Source organism: Mesorhizobium sp. M0518 (genome assembly GCF_040321125.1).
Taxonomy (GTDB): Bacteria; Pseudomonadota; Alphaproteobacteria; order Rhizobiales; family Rhizobiaceae; genus Mesorhizobium.
In genome coordinates this window covers 1-16719 of sequence record NZ_JAMYQY010000029.1, presented here as the reverse complement: position 1 = coordinate 16719, position 16719 = coordinate 1, and the positions used below count along the sequence as shown (strand labels likewise).

Here is a 16719-nt window from a genome sequence, read left to right as displayed (position 1 = left end):
AGGAGATGGCCGGCAGGCCAGAGGGGGGTACGCGAAGGATCGCTGCGTTGGCAAATTGCGGCGAACTCTACCCCCGCTTCAACACCTTCCCCTGCTTGAAAAACTCCTTCCACGGATCGGCTTTCGCCAATTGCTTCAGCGTCGTCTTGTCGCCGATCGGGAAAGCGTTCGGCGCCAAGCCGGCCTCGATCTCTGGCCAGGTCACCGGCATCGACACGGTGGCGCCCTTCTTGGCGCGCGACGAATAGGGCGCGACCGTCGTCGAGCCCCTGCCGTTGCGCAGATAGTCGACGAAGATCTTTCCGGTGCGCGCTTTTTTCGACAGCGTCGCCGTGTAGCGGTCGGGGGCACCCTGCTCCAGCGCCCTGGCGAAATCATGGGCGAAGGTTTTGACCTCCTCCCAATCCGCCGCTGGTCTCAGCGGCACCATGACGTGAAAGCCCTTGCCGCCCGACGTCTTGACGAAGTTCGGCAGCGACAGCTCGTCGAGCTTGCCCCTGATATCGAGTGCCGCCTCGCGGACCGCCTTCACGTCGACACCTTCATCGGGATCGAGATCGAAGATGATCTGGTCGGGCTTTTCGATCTCATCGATCGTGCACCCCCAAATGTGGATCTCGACCACGCCATACTGGACCAGTGCGGCAACACCATCGAAATCCCGGATGTACAGGATCTCCTCGCCGTCACTAGGGTCCTTCATGCGGGCGATCTTGTCGCTCATGCCGGCCGAGGCATGTTTCTGGAAGAAACGTTGGCCACCGACACCGTCCGGCGCCCGCACCAAGCTGAGCGGCCGGTTGACGACAAACTGTTCCATGCGCGGCCAAACCTGCGCGTAATGGTCCAGCAGGCCCCGCTTGGAGATGTTTTCGTCCGGCCACAGCAGCTTGTCGGGATGCGAGAGTTTTACCGTGGTCGTCATCGATCTAGCGGCTTTGCCACCCGGTGCCGGCTTGGCCGTGCTCTCGCCTGTCGATGGCTTGCCTGTCGACGCTTTGGGCTTTTCCTGCACGACTTCCTCCGCCGCCTTGTCCTCGCGCAATCCCTGGAACGAGGCGTGGCGTATTATACGGTCCGAGGTCCAGCTGCGAAACTCCACTTCGCCGACAAGCTCGGGCTTGACCCAGACCAGGCCCTTTCCCTTCGGCACGGCGGCGGAGAAGGGCGATGTTTTTGCCGTCAATGCATCGAGTTTTGCCTTCAGCTCATTGGCGCCCTTGCCCGAAAAACCGGTGCCGACGCGGCCGGCATAATGCAGCTTGCCGCCCTCATGGAAGCCGACGAGGATCGAGCGCAATCCGCGCCCGGTCTTGTCCGACGGCAGATAGCCGCCGATGACGAATTCCTGCCGCGCCGTGCATTTCGACTTCACCCAGGTCGGGCCTCGGCCGCTGCGATAGGGGGCATCGGCACGCTTTGAGACGACGCCTTCCAGGCCCATGCGGCAGGCATGCTCCAGCATGATCTTGCCAGGTTCGGAGAAATGGTCGCTGAAGCGGGCCGCGGGATTGTCGGACTGTTCGCCGAGCAGCTCCTGCAAGGCCTGCTTGCGCTCGACCAGCGGCTCGCGGCGCAAATCCCTTCCGTCGAGGCGCATCAGGTCGAACACGTAATAGACGAACCGATGCGTCCGCTTCGCCGACAGGTCCTGCTGCAGCAGCGCGAAAGACGAGACGCCGCTGTCGGCGAGCACGACCACCTCGCCATCGATGATGGCGTCGCTGCACTTCAGCCCGGCCAGCTCCGCGACGATCTCGCTGCCGAATTTCTTTGTCCAGTCGAGGCCGGTCCGGGTCAGCAGCCGCACATCGGTGCCGGCGATCTGCGCCTGCATGCGGTAGCCGTCGAACTTCACCTCATGCAGCCAGTCCTTGCCCGGCGGTGCATCGCGCTCCAGCGTGGCCAGCTGCGGCTCGATGAAGTCGAGGCGTTTGCCGGGTTTCGCTTTGCCGGCGGCCGGCTTGTTGGAATGCCATACTTTCGGCTTCTCACCCTTTGCGGACTTGCCCTCGCCGACCTCCTCGATGGTCAGGCCGGACTTCACCGATTCTGGCGCTTCCTTGAGGATGTCCTCGCCAGGACGCGCTGCGGCATCGTCCGACTTGATCAGCAGCCAGTTGTCGCGTTTTTCACCCGCACGCGGCTTCAGCCGCACCAGATGCCATGCCCCATGCAGCTTGTGGCCCTCAAGCTCAAAGCTGATATGGCCCTTCTTCATCGCCTTGGCCGGGTCGATCTCGGGGGTCCAGGTGCCCTCGTCCCAAACGATGACCGAACCGCCGCCATATTCGCCCTTGGGAATGGTGCCCTCGAACGGCGCATAGTCGATCGGGTGGTCCTCGACATGCACGGCGAGCCGCTTCTCATGCGGGTCGAGGCTCGGGCCGCGCGTCACCGCCCAGCTCCACAGCACGCCGTCATGCTCAAGCCGCAGGTCGTAATGCAGCCGCGTCGCGGCATGCTTGTGGATGACGAAGATGCCGCCGGCCTCGCCCTTCTTGGCCAGGGCAACCTTGCCGGCCGGTTCGGCGGTCTTCTTGAAATCGCGCTTGGAATGATATTGTTCGAGGCTGGCCATCCGTTGGGTTCCTCAGGCCGATTTGCGTTTGGGCGCGCTGCCTTTCGGCTTGGCGCGTTTGGCCGCCGGCTTGGCTTTCGCCGACGAAGGCTTTTTCGATGACCCGGAGTCCGACAGGCTCTTCTTCAGCGCGTCGAACAGATTGACGACATTGGAAGGTTTGGGCGCCGCTTTGGCCTTCGGCGCCCTGTGGCCGGCCTTCTTGGCGCGGATCAGCTCCAGCAGCGCCTCCTCGTATTTGTCGTCGAATTTCGAGGGGTCGAACTTCGTCTTCTTCTTGTCGATGATCAACTCGGCGAGGTCGGTCATCTCCTGATCGGTCTTCACGGACTCGATGTCGCCGAACACGGTTTCCGGTTGGCGCACCGTGTTGTCGTAGCGCAAGGTCGTCAGCACCATCCCTTTGCCGAGCGGCTCGATAACCACCGGCCGTTCGCGTCGGTAGAGCACGATACGCGCCAACCCGGCCATCTTCTTGCCCGCCATCGCATCCCGGATGACGGCGAACGCCTCTTCCGACACCTTGTCGGCCGGGGCGACATAATAGGGCGTATCGAGATAGATCTGCTGGATCGAAGCTTTGTCGACGAAACCGTCCAGCGCCATCGTGTGCGAGGATTCGATCTGTACCGCCTCGATCTCGTCCTCCTCGATATGGATGAAATCGCCATCGTCGAGTTCATAGCCCTTGACCTCCTCATCCTCCTCCAGCGGCTTGCCGGTTTCGGCATCGACATAGAGCCGCTTCACCGTGTTGCCGGTCTTGCGGTTGAGAATGCGAAACGAGACCCGCTCCGTGTGGGTGACGACATTGGTCAGTTCGACGGCACAGGTGACCAGCGATAGCTTCAGATAGCCCTTCCAGGCCGGACGCGGCGCCATGAGCTCTTCCCTTCCAGAACGAGATGAAGGTGAGAACGGACAGACCGCGCTCCAGTTCCGCGCTCACGCGCCGATCTGGATGCCGAGGGCCACCCGTGGCGTTCTGGCCGCCAGCACGGAAATTTCGCGAGCGCGGCAAAAGTTGAAACAGAACCGCGCACGGGCGACATTCAAACGAAACATATGTGATGCAAAAGTCACATTGACCGGAATGCCGACCAACTGCACCGAAAGACCCCGAATCAGCCGCATTCCAGCCACGAAGCGAGGCATTTTCACCAGATATTAACATCACGTTCACCGACTATTCACGCCTCGACGCTATGATGACCGCAATTCGGAAGGGACATCCGAAAATCGGGACAGGGACCAGGGTAATGAACTTCCTCGCGCACCTCATCGGCTATGCCGCCGCAATCCGCGAATTCATCGCGCCGACTTATCGGCCCGAGCGCTATTACATGCGCGGCCCCGGCCCGGCCTGCGCCCGTCGCGGCAACTCGCTGGGCGCGCACTGATCATGGCTTTCGAAAATCGCCACGACAGCCGGATCTGCAGGCCCGCCGCCTCTACCCGCGCCACCACCTATCGCGCCGAGCGTCCCGCTCTCGCCGACAGGCGCCGTGCGACATCGCCACGGCTTTGATACCGACGCTGGCCGGCTTAGTGTCGTAGGACACGAGCAGCCGAGGCCAGCTTGACCGACCATTCCCAACCCAGTCGACCCAAGTCAAACCGTCCCTCCGGAACAACTCTCGACGCACGCTGTCCATTGATCGTTTTCGATGGCGTCTGCGTGCTCTGTTCCGGCTTCGTGCGCATGGTGGTCAGGCTCGACCGCCAAGGCCGTTTCCGCTTCGCCACGGCGCAGTCGCCCTTCGGTGAAACGCTGTTCCGGAGGCATGGACTGCGCACGGACTCTTACGAAACCAATCTCGTCCTGATCGACGGCGTCGCCTTCACGCGGCTGGACAGCTTCGTCGCCGTCATGGCGGAACTCGGCTGGCCCTGGCGGGCGGCAAAAACACTGCTGCTGCTGCCGCGCCCGCTGCGTGGTTGGCTCTACGATCGCATCGCCAAGAACCGCTACGCCCTGTTCGGCAGGAAGGACAGCTGCGAGATCCCCGCACCCGAGCTGCGGGAACGGTTCCTTGGCTAGAAAACGTGGGGAGCAGCGCGTGAAGCGTCTCATCTAACACCGACGGCTTCTGGCGGCTGCATTGTCCATTTGCGTTGCCAAGGTGGCTGTGATCGCTGCCCACATTGTTCGAAGCCGCCGAGGAAGCCGCTTCCGCGTTCCCGGCGAGATTTCTCATCTGCTCTGAAGGCCGATCACGCATTATCGTGGTTGGCTCGTGCCATCCGGCCCGCACGGCTCCAGCACGATCGGTCCGCCTGCAGCCATGCCCAATTCCCTGCAGCCCTGAACCGTGCACAGTGTCCAGCCGTCGCCGGTCGCGCCGGAAGCGGCGAGCACAACGCGTCGTTGTGGGTCGATCTCTGGCGCATAGCTCCACCAACCCTCCTTCAGCAGCGCGCCTTCCGGTGGCTCCATGCCGGCGCCCGAGCCCTCGATCCGGGCTTCGACCAACTGCAGGCCGGTAGGCGTGACCTTCCAGTCTTCCTCCCACCGCGTCCGTTCCACCGAATGCGTCCAGGACAGGGTGAAGGCGGCAACGGAGAGCGTCACCGTCTTGCCGGCGGCCAGGATGCACAGGCTCATGCTTTAGCGGCCTGCCGTGAGCGAAAACAGTGCCAGCCGATCCAGGCCAGCGCCAGCACCCAGCCGGCCTCGTCGGTGAGCGGCACCGCAGCGACCAGAAGCACGCCGGCCGCGAAGGCGATGAGCCGTTCCCACAACGCCATGCGGCGGGCGAGAAAGCCGACGGCGGCGGCACCCCACAACACGATGCCCATGCACGCCTTGGCGACGATGTATGCGACCTCGGCGGGATAGCCGAACTGGGCGGCGATTGGCCCGGCGTCCTGCAGCATCAGCGCCGGCGTATAGACCGCCATGAACGGCACGACGAAGCCGGCAATAGCCAGCTTGGTCGCCTGGATGCCGATCTTGAGGCCGCTTTCCCTAGCCATCGGTGCGGCGGCAAACGCGGCCAGCGCCACGGGCGGCGTCAAATCGGCCATGATGCCGAAATAGAACACGAACATGTGGCTGACCAGCAGCGGCACGCCGAGTTCCAGCAGCGCCGGCCCGGCCAGCGACGAGGTGATGATGTAGTTGGGGATGGTCGGGATGCCCATGCCGAGCACCAGGCAGGTGACCATGGTCAACACCAGCGACAGGAACAGATTGTCCTGGCCGATCGAGATGATCCAGCCGATGAAGGTCGAGGCGATGCCGGTGAGCGTCAGCGTGCCGATGACGATGCCGACGATGGCGCAGGCAATGCCGACCGGCAGCGCGTTCTTGGCGCCTTCGGCAAGCGAGTCGACGCAGATTTGCAACGTCTCGCGGCCGCCCTTGAACGTGAAGCAGGCAACGACCAGTGCGGCGATCACCAGGCCGAGGAGGTTGACGCCGAACTTCATGAACGAGGCGGCGGCAAGCCCGAGCGCGATCCAGAAGACGATGCGGAAGGCGAGCGGTCCGATCGCCGCCGCCAGCGGCGTGCCGAGGATGAGCACGATGGTCAGCGCCAGGCCCATCGTGCCGGCGAAGATCGGCGTGTAGCCGGCCAACAGCAGATAGATCAGCGCTGCCAGCGGCAGCACCAGCGGCCAGTGTTGCCGCACCGCGTCCCACGGGTTGGGCAGCTCGGCCTTGGCCATGCCGTGCAGGCCGGCCTTGCCGGCTTCCAGATGCACCTGCCAGAAGCAGGCGCCGAAATAGAGCAGCGCCGGGATGATCGCCGCCTTGACCACTTCGGCATAAGGCACGTTCAGCGTCTCGGCCATGATGAAGGCGACCGCGCCCATCACCGGCGGCATGATCTGGCCGCCCATCGAGGAGGTCGCCTCGACGGCGCCGGCAAAGGCCGAGCGGAAGCCGAAGCGCTTCATCAGCGGGATGGTGAACTGGCCGCTGGCCACCACATTGGCGACGCCCGAGCCGGAAATGGTGCCCATCAGCGCCGACGACAGCACGCAGACCTGCGCCGGGCCGCCGCGCCATGTGCCGACAAGGCCCAGCGCGAAATCGTTGAACAGCGCGATCATGCCGGCACGTTCGAGGAAGGCGGCAAAGACGACGAAGATGAAGATGTAGGCGGCCGAGACATAGATCGGCGTGCCGTAGATGCCTTCGGTGCCGTAGGCGAAGGTGTCGACCAGCTGGGCGAAATCATAGCCGCGATGGATGAGCGGCGGCGGCAGATGGTTGCCGAAAAAGCAGTAAGCGAGAAAGATGAAGGCGATGACCGCCAGCGGCAGGCCCATCAGCCGCCGCGCCGCCTCGAAGACCAGCACCACCAGCACAGCGCCGACGATCAGGTCCGGCGTGGTCAGGAAGCCGGAGCGCCGGATGAGGTCGGTGTAGAACACCCAATTGTAGAGGCCGGTGCCGAAACCGAGCACGCCGAGCGTCCAGAACGCGGCTTTGGCCGGCATGCTTTTGGCGCGCAGATTGGCGATCAGGCCGAAGCCGAGCAGCAGCAGGAAGCCGACATGCATGGCCCGCACCACCTGGCTCGGAATGCTGCCATAGGCGGCGACATAGATCTGGAACACGGAAAAGGCGACAGCGATGAGAAAAGCGGCCTTGCCTGCAAGGCCGTCGCCGAAGCCCGGCGGCAGCCCTTCAACCTGCTCTTCGACGACAGGAAGATGGAAGGTGGCGGATTTGCCGTCGGGTATTGTTCCAGACGTTGCTTCGCTCATCCGACGGTCTCCAAAAGGAGCGAAGTGTAGTGCGTGGCGCCCTCCTCTGCCCTGCCGGGCATCTCCCCCTCAAGGGAGGAGATCAGCAGCGTTGGTGTCTGCGCACGTCCTGCAACGTTAGCGATTGGCGAAGGGTGTGGTGACGTCCAATCTCCCCCCTTGAGGGGGAGATGCCCGGCAGGGCAGAGGGGGGCGCCTGGCGAAGACATGTCAGGTTGCCACGCGTCTTACTTCAACAGCCCCTTCTCCTTGTAATAACGCTCGGCACCGGGGTGCAGCGGCACCGGCATGCCGTCGAGCGCCTTGGCCGGGTCGATCGCCTTGGCAGCGGCATGCGCCGCGGCAAGCTGGTCGAGATGCTCGAACAAAAGCTTGGTCATCTGGTAGGCGGTTTCGTCGGAGACATCGGCGCGGGTGATGAGGAAATTGCCGACGGCGGCGGTCGCGACATCCTCGCTCTGGCCCTCATAGGTGCCCTTGGGAATGACCACCGAAAGATAGGGCGAGCCGATTTTGGCGACATCCTCGGCCGGCACCGCCACGACATTGATCGGCACCGAGGTGGCGAGGTCGCGGATCGAGGCGACGCCGAGCCCGGCCGATTGCAGCGTGGCGTCGAGCTGCCGGTTTTTGATCAGTTCGACCGATTCGGCGAAGGGCAGGTATTCGACCCGGCCGAGATCCTCATATTTCAGCCCGGCGGCGGCGAAGATGGCGCGGGCGTTGAGCTCGGTGCCGGAGGCAGGCGCGCCGACCGACAGGCTCTTGCCCTTGAGGTCGGCCAGCGTCTTGATGCCGGACTCCTGGCTGGCGACGATCTGGATATAATTGGGATAGATGGCGGCGATGCCGCGCAATTTATCGAGCTTGCCGGGGAAACCGGCCTCGGCATTGCCTTCGGCGGCCAGCTTGACGGAATCGCCCAGCGCAAACGCAATCTCGCCCTTGCCCTGCTGCAACAGATTGAGGTTTTCGACCGAAGCCTTTGTCGCCTGTACCTGGGTGCGTGCGCCTTCGATGCCCTTGCCGTAGATTTCCGACAGCGCCACGCCGAGCGGATAATAGACGCCGGATGTGCCGCCGGTCAGCACATTGATGAATTCCTGCGCCCTGGCTGAGATGGTGCCCAGGCCAAGCGAGAGCGCCACGGCGCCGGCTGCAACGAATTTCGTTTTGAAATTGAACATCGGATCTCCTCCCTGAAAATATCGACGACCGCACCGCCTCCTAGATGCGAACCGGGGCGAGTTTAGACAGCGAGCCGCAAATGCCAACCCGCAATTGCGCTCGTTAGACGAACGGTTGAGGGATCAGGAAACAGATGGCGGCTTGCACAAAAAGCCATCGGGGCCGAAAGTTTTTTGAGCAGCCTGTCGAAATCGGCCACTGCCGCGCGACATACGTCCGGCCTCGCAAGGACGCGGCCTTCGCAAAACGGGAGAAGACCATGCGATACATGATTTTGATCAATAGCGACGAAGCCGCATTGGCGAACACGCCGATCGAGAAGGCCCAGCAGATGAGCGCGGCCTATGGCGCCTATACCGAAGCGTTGAAGAAATCCGGTGCGTGGCTGGCTGGCGAAAGGCTGCGCCCGACCCAGGCCACCACCTCGGTGCGGATCGCTGACGGCAAGACCAACGTGATCGACGGCCCCTATGCCGACACCAAGGAGCAGCTTGCCGGCTTCTACATGATCGAGGCGGCTGACATCGATACAGCCATCGAATGGGCGGCACGCTGTCCGGCAGCCAGCACCGGCACGGTCGAATTGCGGCCGATCTGGGAAATGGCCGACTACATGCCCAAGAAATGACGGTGATGGACAGTCGCCCGGACATCGCCCGGGGGGCCGCCGCGGGGGCCGCGCGGCAGAGCTACGGCAAGCTGGTCGCCTGGCTCGCGGCCCGCACGCGCGACGTGGCCGCCGCCGAGGACGCGCTGGCCGATGCCTTTGCCGCCGCCCTCGAGCGCTGGCCGCGAACCGGCGTGCCGGAAAAGCCGGAAGCCTGGCTGCTGGCGGTGGCGCGGCGGCGCCGCGTCGATGCGGTGCGGCGGCGGCTCACCAGCGAGGCCGGCCGCGAGCATCTCAAGCTGATTGCGCAGGAGGCGGAGGCACGCATGACCGAGGAAGATCTGCCCGACGATCGGCTGCGGCTGATGTTCGCTTGCGCCCATCCGGCGATCGAATCGAGCGTACGCTCGCCACTTATCCTGCAGACGGTGCTGGGGTTCGACGCCGCGACGATCGCCTCCGCCTTCCTGGTCTCGCCCGCAACCATGGGCCAGCGCCTGGTGCGGGCCAAGTCCCGCATCCGTGAAACCGGCATTCCGTTCCGCGTGCCGGAGCGGGCCGAACTCGGGGAACGGCTGGATGCGGTGCTGGAAGCGATCTACGCCGCCTTCGCCGAAGGCTGGACCGACCCGGCGGGCACCGAAACGCGGCGCCGCAACCTGGCGACCGAAGGCATCTGGCTCGGCCGGCTGGTGGCTTCGCTGTTGCCGGAGGAGCCGGAGGCACTGGGCCTCTTGTCGCTGATGCTGTTTGCTGAGTCCCGCCGCGCCGCACGGCGCAGTGCCGAAGGCGACTTCGTGCCGCTGGCGGAACAGGATTGCCTTCTATGGGACCGCGCCCTCATCGATGAGGCGGAGGCGCTGCTTTCCCACGCCGCGTCCAAGGGCGTCATCGGCCGTTACCAGCTTGAGGCGGCCGTGCAGTCCGCGCATGCGGCACGAAGGTTCACCGGCCGCACCGACTGGGTGGCGATCCAGGAACTCTACGACGCGCTGCTTTCGATCGCAGGATCGCCGGTGGTGGCGATAAACCGCGCGGTGGCGATCGCCGAGGCCGAGGGCGCAGTGGCCGGATTGGCGGCCCTTTACGTGCTGGGCGACGACAAGCGGCTTGACGAGTACCAGCCCTATTGGGCCGCACGCGCCGGTCTCCTGGCCAGGCTTGGTCAGGTACCGCAAGCCTGCGAAGCCTACGACCGGGCGATCGGCCTCGAGCGAGACCCGGCGGTGCGCCGGTTCCTGCAGGGAAAACGGGCGGTGCTCAGAAATTGAGCTTCAGCCCGGCCACATCTCGTGCGAGGTGTTGAGCGTCTTCATCAGCGGATGGTCGCGCAGCCGCGCCCACAGGCGTTCGATGTTCGGCCATGCCGTCCGCGCGCTGTCGATGTCGGGATGCCAGGCCACCAGCATGACCAGATAGATGTCGGCCAGCGACATCCGGTCACCGACCAGCCAGTCACGGCCCTCGAGCGCGGCATCGAGAACGGCAAAGCCGCGGTCCATCTCGGCCACGGCCGCCAGCTTGACCGCCTTGGTGCCTTCGGGATCGGCCGTGTAGCGGTATGCGTAGTAGAAACGCAGCACTGCCGAATAGAGAACAGACGACATAAAGGCCATCCAGCGCAGGAAATCCGCGCGGGCAGGCGCTTCTGCTCCCGGCGCCAAATTGGCGTCGGGGTGGCGCTCGGCAAGCACAATGCAGATCGCTGCCGATTCGGTCATCGAGCTTCCGTCCGGCAGGGTCAGCACCGGCACCTGGTTCAACGGACTGATGTCGAGGAAGGCGGGATCGGGCCGGTCGGTCTTCGGCACGTCGATCTGCTCAAATGGTACATTGGCCAGCGCCAGCGCCGCCTCCACCACGAAGCCGCCGCTGCCGGGACGGGTATAAAGCTTGTACATGAAATTCTCCCCCGGCCCGCGCAAAGCAGGCCGGGGGAAATATGAACCGGAAGCGGTGTGGCGCTCAAGCCGCCCATGGCGGCCACGGGCGTTTTTTCAGCGGGCCAGCTTGGTCACGAAGAAGCGTCGGATTACGATCCCAGCCCCTCGAACAGGATTGTCGACAGGTAACGCTCGGCGAAGGACGGGATGACCACCACAAGATTTTTGCCCTTGTTCTCCGGCCGCGAGCCGACGACGATGGCCGCCTGCAGGGCGGCGCCCGAAGAGATGCCGACCGGCACGCCTTCGAGGCGGGCGACGAGGCGGGCATTGGCGACCGAATCCTCGTTCGACACCTTGACGATCTCGTCATAGATCGTCGTGTCGAGGATTTTGGGCGCAAAGCCGGCGCCGATGCCCTGGATCTTGTGCGGGCCGGGCTGGCCGCCCGACAGAACCGGCGAGGAGTCCGGCTCGACGGCGACGACATGCACGGAGGGCTTGCGCTTCTTCAGCACCTGGCCGACGCCGGTGATGGTGCCGCCGGTGCCTATGCCGGCGACGAAGATATCGACCTCGCCATGCGTATCGTTCCAGATTTCCTCGGCCGTCGTCGTGCGGTGGATTTCCGGATTGGCCGGGTTCTCGAACTGCTGCGGGATGATCGCGTTGGGGATCGTCGCTGCCAGTTCGTCGGCCTTGGCGATGGCGCCCTTCATACCTTTCGGGCCTTCTGTCAGCACTAGCTCCGCGCCGAGCAGCGCCAGCATTTTCCGGCGCTCGATCGACATCGTTTCGGGCATCGTCAGGATCAGCTTGTAGCCCTTGGCGGCAGCGGCGAAGGCAAGCGCGATGCCGGTGTTGCCCGACGTCGGTTCGATCAGCGTGGTCTTGCCGGGAGAAATCTTGCCTGACGCCTCCAGCGCCTCGATCATCGCCACGCCGATGCGGTCCTTGACCGAGGCGATCGGATTGAAGAATTCGAGCTTGGCGATGAGATTGGCGACGATGCCCTTTTCCCGAGCGAACTTGTCGAGCCGCACCAGAGGCGTATCGCCGATCGTGTCGGTGATGGAATCGTAGACGCGGCCGCGGCCGGGCACGCGGGCTGATGTGGTGGGCTTGTTCATTGGTTTCGCTCCCAGAATTTCAGGCAAGTGGATTTGCGGGCAACATAGGACCTTCGACCGCGCAAGATAGACTGTCGATTGAAAATATCCGAGTGAGACCTGTGTCTAAAACAGTGCCGTCTCGGAAAAGCATTTCCCGCAAAGGCCTGTTTGCGAAATGCTTTGGCCGAAAGCCCGCTATTGGCGGGCGGCAATCGCTGCAGCGGCACCGACCATGAAGCCGGCAGCCGTACGGTTCAGCGCCTTGAGCGCGCGCGGCGACTTCAGGAACCAGCGCGCCTTGGCGGCCAGCGCCAGATACGGCACCAGCACCACCAGAAGCACGACGATCGTCAGCGCGACGAGAATGCCGTAGTCGGCCAGCGTGATGGTTTTCAGGTCGACGATGGTCGGCGTGATGGCGAGATAGAAGATCATCGTCTTCGGATTGCCGAGCGTGAGGGTCAGGCCGGCGGCAAAGCTCGACAGCAAGCCGCCCTTGCCTTTTCTGGCCTCGACGGTCTCGGGCGTGATGCCGCTGTTCCAGAAGCGCCAGCCGAGGAAGGCGAGATAGGCGACGCCGAGCCATTTGATAGCGAGGAAAACCATGCCGAAACTCTGGGCGACGAAGGCGAGGCCAAGCACCACGGCGGTCAGATAGGTGATGTCGCCAACCATCAGGCCAAAAGACATCGCCAGCGACGAGCGGAAGCCGGAGCCGAGCGCACGGGCGACCAGCGCGGTGATGCCGGGACCAGGAATCGCGGCGGCGATGCCGAGAGCGGCGCTGTAGGCGAGGAATCCGGTGAGGGTCATGGTTGCGGCCTTGCGCGACGCTGCTATCACGGCATCCTATCGCACAAAGTCCGGCGGGCGTGAATTCCCTGAAACTCGGATTCGATTGCACCACGCCTGTGCGAACTGCGCTCAGGAACGACCGTCGCCATGGGTGACACGCCAGATGGTGCCGTTGCCGTCCTCGGTGACGATCAGCGCGCCATCCAGGGCCACCGCCACGCCGACCGGCCGCCCCCAGACCTCACCGTTCGAGACGACGAAGCCGGTGATGAAATCCTCATATTCGCCGGTTGGCTTGCCGTCCTTGAACAGCAACCGCACCACCTTGTAGCCGGTCCGGTTGCCGCGGTTCCATGACCCGTGCAGAGCGACGAAAGCATCGCCCTTGTATTCGGCCGGAAAGCTCTTCCCATCGTAGAAGGCGATGTTGAGCGGCGCCGAATGCGCCTGCATCAGCACATCGGGAACGGTCGTTTTGCCGGCAAGATCGGGGCGCTCACCCTTGTGGCGCGGATCCTCATTGTCGCCGATATAATACCACGGCCAGCCATAGAAGGCGCCGTCCTTGACCACGGTCGCGTATTCGGGCGGCACATTGTCGCCAAGCGCATCCCGTTCGTTGACGACGCACCACAGCGCGCCGGTCGCCGGCTGCACGGTCATGCCCGAGCAGTTGCGCAGGCCGGTGGCAAAGATGCGGCCGCTCTTGCCATCGGGATCGAAGGCCAGCACATCGGCGCGGCCATCTTCGGATCCCCATGGCGCGCCGAGCGCCTGCGACGCCGCCCAGGCGTCGAGTCCGCCCTTCGGCTCCTGGCCCATGTCCTCGGCGACATTCGATCCCGAGCCGACCGACAGATAAAGCGTCTTGCCGTCCGGCGAAAAAGCGATGTCGCGGGTCCAGTGGTGATTGGCCGGGATGTTGTCGACGATGGTTTCTGGATCGCCGGAGGCCTTCAGGTCGCCATTGCGGTAGGCAAAACGCACGATGCTGTCGCTATTGGCGACATAGACCCATTGCGGGTCAGCGCCTGGCGGATAGAAGGCAATACCATAGGGCTGGTTGAGATTGCCGGCAAAGATGCCGTCCTGCGCAGGCTTCGCACTGCCTTCGGCCAGACGGTAGATGCGGACTTGGTTGGCCTCGCTGTCGGCGACGAACAGGTCGCCATTCGGCGCGACGCGCACGACGCGTGGATTGTCGATGCCCGATGCAACCAGCTCGGCCGAGAACCCCGGCGGCAGTTGCAGCTTCGCGTCTGCCGGCATGTCCGCAACGCCGGCGCTGTTCGAGGTCGACCGGGTGGCATAGGGCTTAGGCAGATCGTCCGGTCTGATCAGGCGGCGTGTGCCCGGCTTGTCCGCTCGCCAGTCGCCGAATGCGGCCGCGCCTTTGAGCACCGGATCGTCCGCCTGCTGGGCGAATGAAGCGGTCGAGAGAAACAGTGCGGCGGAAATTGCGGGGCCGGCAAAACGCATCATTCGGTCCTCCAATGTTTGGGCGTGAGAACAGGAACGAGCGGTCTCGTCGATCGTTCCACGGCACACGATGAGGTGGAGGAAGCTTCCGGTTTCCCGGCTCAGGTCCCGGCGGCGTAAAAATCGTCGTCGAGGCGTTTTTCCAACTCGACGAGGTCAGCCGGCAGCGGCAATCCCATGGCGCGCATTTCCTGCAGTTTTTCACGCAACTGCTCCTGGATCTCGTGCTGGTCTTCCGGCTGGTTGACCATCTCTTCCAGCAGCAGGCTGATCCGGGCCTTGAATTCTTCGAGCGCCATCATCGTCTCCTCGGTTGGATCAGCTCAGCGCAGCATGCGGGAAATCAGCTGCGCCGTATAGTCGACCATTGGGACGATGCGCGCGTAGTTCAGCCGGGTCGGGCCGATGACGCCGAGCGCGCCGACGACGCGGGCATCCTTGTCGCGATAGGGCGCGACAACCAGCGACGAGCCCGACAGCGAAAACAGCTTGTTTTCCGAGCCGATGAAGATGCGCACGCCCGATCCCTCTTCGGCGAGGTCAAGCAACTGGATAAGCCCGTCCTGCGTCTCCATGTCCTCGAACAAATGGCGCAGCAGTTCGATGTCGGCCTGGGCGGTGACGTTTTCGAGCAGATTGGCGCGCCCGCGCACGATGAGCCGTGCCGGCAGGCCACTGTCGGCGCCGGCCCACACCGCCAGCCCCTTCTCGACCAGGTCCTGCGACAGCGTGTCGAGCGCGGCCCTGGTCTCTTCCTTGATGCGGGCGATCTCGATCCGCGCCTCGGCAAGCGTTCGGCCGCGTATATGGGCGTTGAGGAAATTTGAGGCCTCGTGCAGTTGCGAGACGGTGATGCCGGCAGGCAGCTCGACGACGCGGTTCTCGACGTCGCCATTCTGCGACACCAGCACCGCCAGCGCCTTGGTCGGTTCGAGTTGGATGAATTCGATGTGCTTCAGCGCCACCTCGTTCTTGGCGGCCAGAACCAGGCCGGCGCCGCGCGACATGCCCGACAGCATCTGGCTGGCCTCGGTCAGCATGTGCTCCAGCGTCGCGCCCGAGCCGGACGCCCGAACCTGTGCCTCGATGGCGCGGCGCTCCTCGTCGGAAAGGTCGCCAAGCTCCATGAAGGCATCGACAAAGAAACGCAGGCCGGCCTGCGTCGGCAACCGGCCGGCCGAGATGTGCGGCGCGTAGATCAGGCCGAGATGCTCGAGATCGCTCATCACGTTGCGGATGGTCGCCGGCGACAGCGAGGACGGCAGGATACGCGACAGGCTGCGCGAGCCCACCGGTTCACCGTCCCTGAGGTAGGAATCGACAATGCGCCGGAAGATGTCGCGGGAACGCATATCGAGCGACTGAAGCGCGGGCGACTGCGAAGCGGGATCGACTGCCTTGGTCATACGGCCAAAAACCTCCGGCCCAACGATATAGACTTACACTGCACCCGCGCAACCCGGTGTCTTTGTGAGATCACCCGGTGTCTGTGTGAGATCACCCGGTGTCTGCGTCAGATCGTCAGGCCATTTTCCTTTGCGCCACGCGTCCCATGCGGTTACAAGCCGGCCAAGATTCCGAAAAATGACAAGAAAGCAGCCTGAATGCGCCCTTCCAAACGCCAATTCGACGAAATGCGTGCCATCTCCTTCGAGCGCGGCGTCTCCAAGCATGCCGAAGGCTCGTGCCTGGTGAAGTTCGGCGACACGCATGTCCTGTGCACGGCCAGCCTTGAGGAAAAAGTGCCTGGCTGGATGCGCAATTCCGGCAAGGGCTGGGTGACGGCCGAATACGGCATGCTGCCGCGCTCGACCGGCGAGCGCATGCGCCGCGAGGCTTCGGCCGGCAAGCAGGGCGGCCGCACGCTGGAAATCCAGCGGCTGATCGGCCGCTCCCTGCGCGCCGTGGTCGATTTGCAGGCGCTGGGCGAGCAGCAGATCACCGTCGACTGCGACGTCATCCAGGCCGATGGCGGCACCCGCACCGCATCGATCACCGGCGGCTGGGTGGCGCTGTATGACTGCCTGCGCTGGATGGAAGCGCGCCAGATGGCCAGCGTCGCCAAGGTGCTGAAGGACCATGTCGCTGCGATCTCCTGCGGCATCCATGACGGTCAGCCGGTTATCGACCTCGACTATATCGAGGATTCCGCGGCCGGCACCGACGCCAATTTCGTCATGACCGGCAAGGGTGGCATCGTCGAGATCCAAGGCACCGCCGAGGGCGAGCCTTTCTCCGAAGAGCAGTTCGCGGACTTGATGGGCCTGGCCAAGAAAGGCATCCAGCGGTTGGTGAGTTTGCAGCAGATGGCAGTGGCTTAGGATTAAATGCCGAGCTTGAACACCCCCCTCTGCC

The 16719-nt window shown here is 64.0% G+C and carries 17 protein-coding genes; 5 read left to right on the top strand and 12 right to left on the bottom strand.

All coding sequences use genetic code 11. The features are described 5' to 3' along the window. Positions 1–67: 67 nt before the first annotated feature. The 3 genes from ligD to NKI66_RS29070 form a co-directional block, all read right to left on the bottom strand. Positions 68–2581, bottom strand: coding sequence for a DNA ligase D (gene ligD, locus NKI66_RS29080; protein ID WP_023813498.1), 2514 nt, complete (start codon positions 2579–2581; stop codon positions 68–70). A 12-nt stretch (positions 2582–2593) separates the two neighbouring features. After that, complete coding sequence (gene ku, locus NKI66_RS29075; RefSeq protein ID WP_128305295.1) at positions 2594–3463, bottom strand: non-homologous end joining protein Ku; 870 nt, start codon at positions 3461–3463, stop codon at positions 2594–2596. Positions 3464–3526: 63 nt separating this feature from the next. Further along, on the bottom strand, positions 3527–3736 hold the full coding sequence (locus tag NKI66_RS29070; RefSeq protein WP_155930604.1) for a hypothetical protein: 210 nt from the start codon (positions 3734–3736) through the stop codon (positions 3527–3529). A gap of 104 nt (positions 3737–3840) precedes the next feature. On the opposite strand from NKI66_RS29070, the gene NKI66_RS29065 reads away from it, so the two are divergent. Both NKI66_RS29065 and NKI66_RS29060 read left to right on the top strand, forming a co-directional pair. After that, positions 3841–3981 carry a hypothetical protein gene (locus NKI66_RS29065; protein ID WP_023813501.1) on the top strand — a complete coding sequence of 47 codons (141 nt, stop codon included), beginning with the start codon at positions 3841–3843 and terminating at the stop codon, positions 3979–3981. 179 nt (positions 3982–4160) lie between these two features. Next, positions 4161–4622, top strand: coding sequence for a thiol-disulfide oxidoreductase DCC family protein (locus tag NKI66_RS29060; protein WP_502900979.1), 462 nt, complete (start codon positions 4161–4163; stop codon positions 4620–4622). Between the two features lie 180 nt (positions 4623–4802). On the opposite strand, the gene NKI66_RS29055 is transcribed toward NKI66_RS29060, so the two are convergent. The 3 genes from NKI66_RS29055 to NKI66_RS29045 all read right to left on the bottom strand — a co-directional run bounded on the left by NKI66_RS29055 (position 4803) and on the right by NKI66_RS29045 (position 8487). Beyond that, entirely contained in the window at positions 4803–5186 is a 384-nt protein-coding gene (locus tag NKI66_RS29055) for a DUF1850 domain-containing protein (protein ID WP_352628860.1), read from the bottom strand. Next, positions 5183–7300, bottom strand: a complete 2118-nt coding sequence (locus NKI66_RS29050) for a TRAP transporter permease (RefSeq protein WP_352613441.1) — start codon at positions 7298–7300, stop codon at positions 5183–5185. The genes NKI66_RS29055 and NKI66_RS29050 overlap by 4 nt, the downstream gene beginning before the upstream one ends. Before the next feature lie 227 nt (positions 7301–7527). Next, positions 7528–8487, bottom strand: a complete 960-nt coding sequence (locus NKI66_RS29045) for a TAXI family TRAP transporter solute-binding subunit (protein ID WP_352613439.1) — start codon at positions 8485–8487, stop codon at positions 7528–7530. A 260-nt stretch (positions 8488–8747) separates the two neighbouring features. On the opposite strand from NKI66_RS29045, the gene NKI66_RS29040 reads away from it, so the two are divergent. Both NKI66_RS29040 and NKI66_RS29035 read left to right on the top strand, forming a co-directional pair. Further along, entirely contained in the window at positions 8748–9116 is a 369-nt protein-coding gene (locus NKI66_RS29040) for a YciI family protein (RefSeq protein WP_031213674.1), read from the top strand. A gap of 5 nt (positions 9117–9121) precedes the next feature. Next, positions 9122–10366, top strand: a complete 1245-nt coding sequence (locus NKI66_RS29035) for an RNA polymerase sigma factor (protein WP_352753767.1) — start codon at positions 9122–9124, stop codon at positions 10364–10366. Between the two features lie 3 nt (positions 10367–10369). Here the strand turns inward: NKI66_RS29035 and NKI66_RS29030 are convergent, their stop codons facing one another. The 6 genes from NKI66_RS29030 to hrcA all read right to left on the bottom strand — a co-directional run bounded on the left by NKI66_RS29030 (position 10370) and on the right by hrcA (position 15770). Further along, on the bottom strand, positions 10370–10996 hold the full coding sequence (locus NKI66_RS29030; protein WP_352613477.1) for a glutathione S-transferase family protein: 627 nt from the start codon (positions 10994–10996) through the stop codon (positions 10370–10372). A 131-nt stretch (positions 10997–11127) separates the two neighbouring features. Further along, on the bottom strand, positions 11128–12108 hold the full coding sequence (gene cysK, locus NKI66_RS29025) for a cysteine synthase A (protein WP_352613479.1): 981 nt from the start codon (positions 12106–12108) through the stop codon (positions 11128–11130). A gap of 177 nt (positions 12109–12285) precedes the next feature. Further along, positions 12286–12903, bottom strand: coding sequence for a LysE family translocator (locus tag NKI66_RS29020; RefSeq protein WP_352613481.1), 618 nt, complete (start codon positions 12901–12903; stop codon positions 12286–12288). Between the two features lie 111 nt (positions 12904–13014). After that, positions 13015–14367, bottom strand: coding sequence for a PQQ-dependent sugar dehydrogenase (locus tag NKI66_RS29015; RefSeq protein WP_352613483.1), 1353 nt, complete (start codon positions 14365–14367; stop codon positions 13015–13017). A 98-nt stretch (positions 14368–14465) separates the two neighbouring features. Further along, positions 14466–14663, bottom strand: a complete 198-nt coding sequence (locus tag NKI66_RS29010; protein WP_023814156.1) for a hypothetical protein — start codon at positions 14661–14663, stop codon at positions 14466–14468. Positions 14664–14687: 24 nt separating this feature from the next. Beyond that, positions 14688–15770: a heat-inducible transcriptional repressor HrcA gene (hrcA, locus tag NKI66_RS29005; RefSeq protein WP_027040272.1), complete on the bottom strand. Its 1083-nt coding sequence runs from the start codon at positions 15768–15770 to the stop codon at positions 14688–14690. Positions 15771–15968: 198 nt separating this feature from the next. Between hrcA and rph the strand changes: the two genes are divergently transcribed. Further along, the gene (rph, locus tag NKI66_RS29000; RefSeq protein ID WP_013528632.1) at positions 15969–16685 is read left to right on the top strand and encodes a ribonuclease PH; all 717 of its coding nucleotides are present in this window, start codon (positions 15969–15971) and stop codon (positions 16683–16685) included. Positions 16686–16719: the final 34 nt, after the last annotated feature.

Bases quoted from the DNA above. Each gene is read 5' to 3' on its own strand.
- NKI66_RS29035 (WP_352753767.1), top strand. From the start codon at position 9,122: ATGGACAGTCGCCCGGACATCGCCCGGGGGGCCGCCGCGGGGGCCGCG.
- NKI66_RS29015 (WP_352613483.1), bottom strand. From the start codon at position 14,367: ATGATGCGTTTTGCCGGCCCCGCAATTTCCGCCGCACTGTTTCTCTCG.
- ku (WP_128305295.1), bottom strand. From the start codon at position 3,463: ATGGCGCCGCGTCCGGCCTGGAAGGGCTATCTGAAGCTATCGCTGGTC.
- hrcA (WP_027040272.1), bottom strand. From the start codon at position 15,770: ATGACCAAGGCAGTCGATCCCGCTTCGCAGTCGCCCGCGCTTCAGTCG.
- cysK (WP_352613479.1), bottom strand. From the start codon at position 12,108: ATGAACAAGCCCACCACATCAGCCCGCGTGCCCGGCCGCGGCCGCGTC.
- NKI66_RS29070 (WP_155930604.1), bottom strand. From the start codon at position 3,736: ATGCCTCGCTTCGTGGCTGGAATGCGGCTGATTCGGGGTCTTTCGGTG.
- NKI66_RS29020 (WP_352613481.1), bottom strand. From the start codon at position 12,903: ATGACCCTCACCGGATTCCTCGCCTACAGCGCCGCTCTCGGCATCGCC.
- NKI66_RS29055 (WP_352628860.1), bottom strand. From the start codon at position 5,186: ATGAGCCTGTGCATCCTGGCCGCCGGCAAGACGGTGACGCTCTCCGTT.
- NKI66_RS29010 (WP_023814156.1), bottom strand. From the start codon at position 14,663: ATGGCGCTCGAAGAATTCAAGGCCCGGATCAGCCTGCTGCTGGAAGAG.
- ligD (WP_023813498.1), bottom strand. From the start codon at position 2,581: ATGGCCAGCCTCGAACAATATCATTCCAAGCGCGATTTCAAGAAGACC.
- NKI66_RS29045 (WP_352613439.1), bottom strand. From the start codon at position 8,487: ATGTTCAATTTCAAAACGAAATTCGTTGCAGCCGGCGCCGTGGCGCTC.
- NKI66_RS29040 (WP_031213674.1), top strand. From the start codon at position 8,748: ATGCGATACATGATTTTGATCAATAGCGACGAAGCCGCATTGGCGAAC.
- NKI66_RS29030 (WP_352613477.1), bottom strand. From the start codon at position 10,996: ATGTACAAGCTTTATACCCGTCCCGGCAGCGGCGGCTTCGTGGTGGAG.
- NKI66_RS29065 (WP_023813501.1), top strand. From the start codon at position 3,841: ATGAACTTCCTCGCGCACCTCATCGGCTATGCCGCCGCAATCCGCGAA.
- NKI66_RS29050 (WP_352613441.1), bottom strand. From the start codon at position 7,300: ATGAGCGAAGCAACGTCTGGAACAATACCCGACGGCAAATCCGCCACC.
- rph (WP_013528632.1), top strand. From the start codon at position 15,969: ATGCGCCCTTCCAAACGCCAATTCGACGAAATGCGTGCCATCTCCTTC.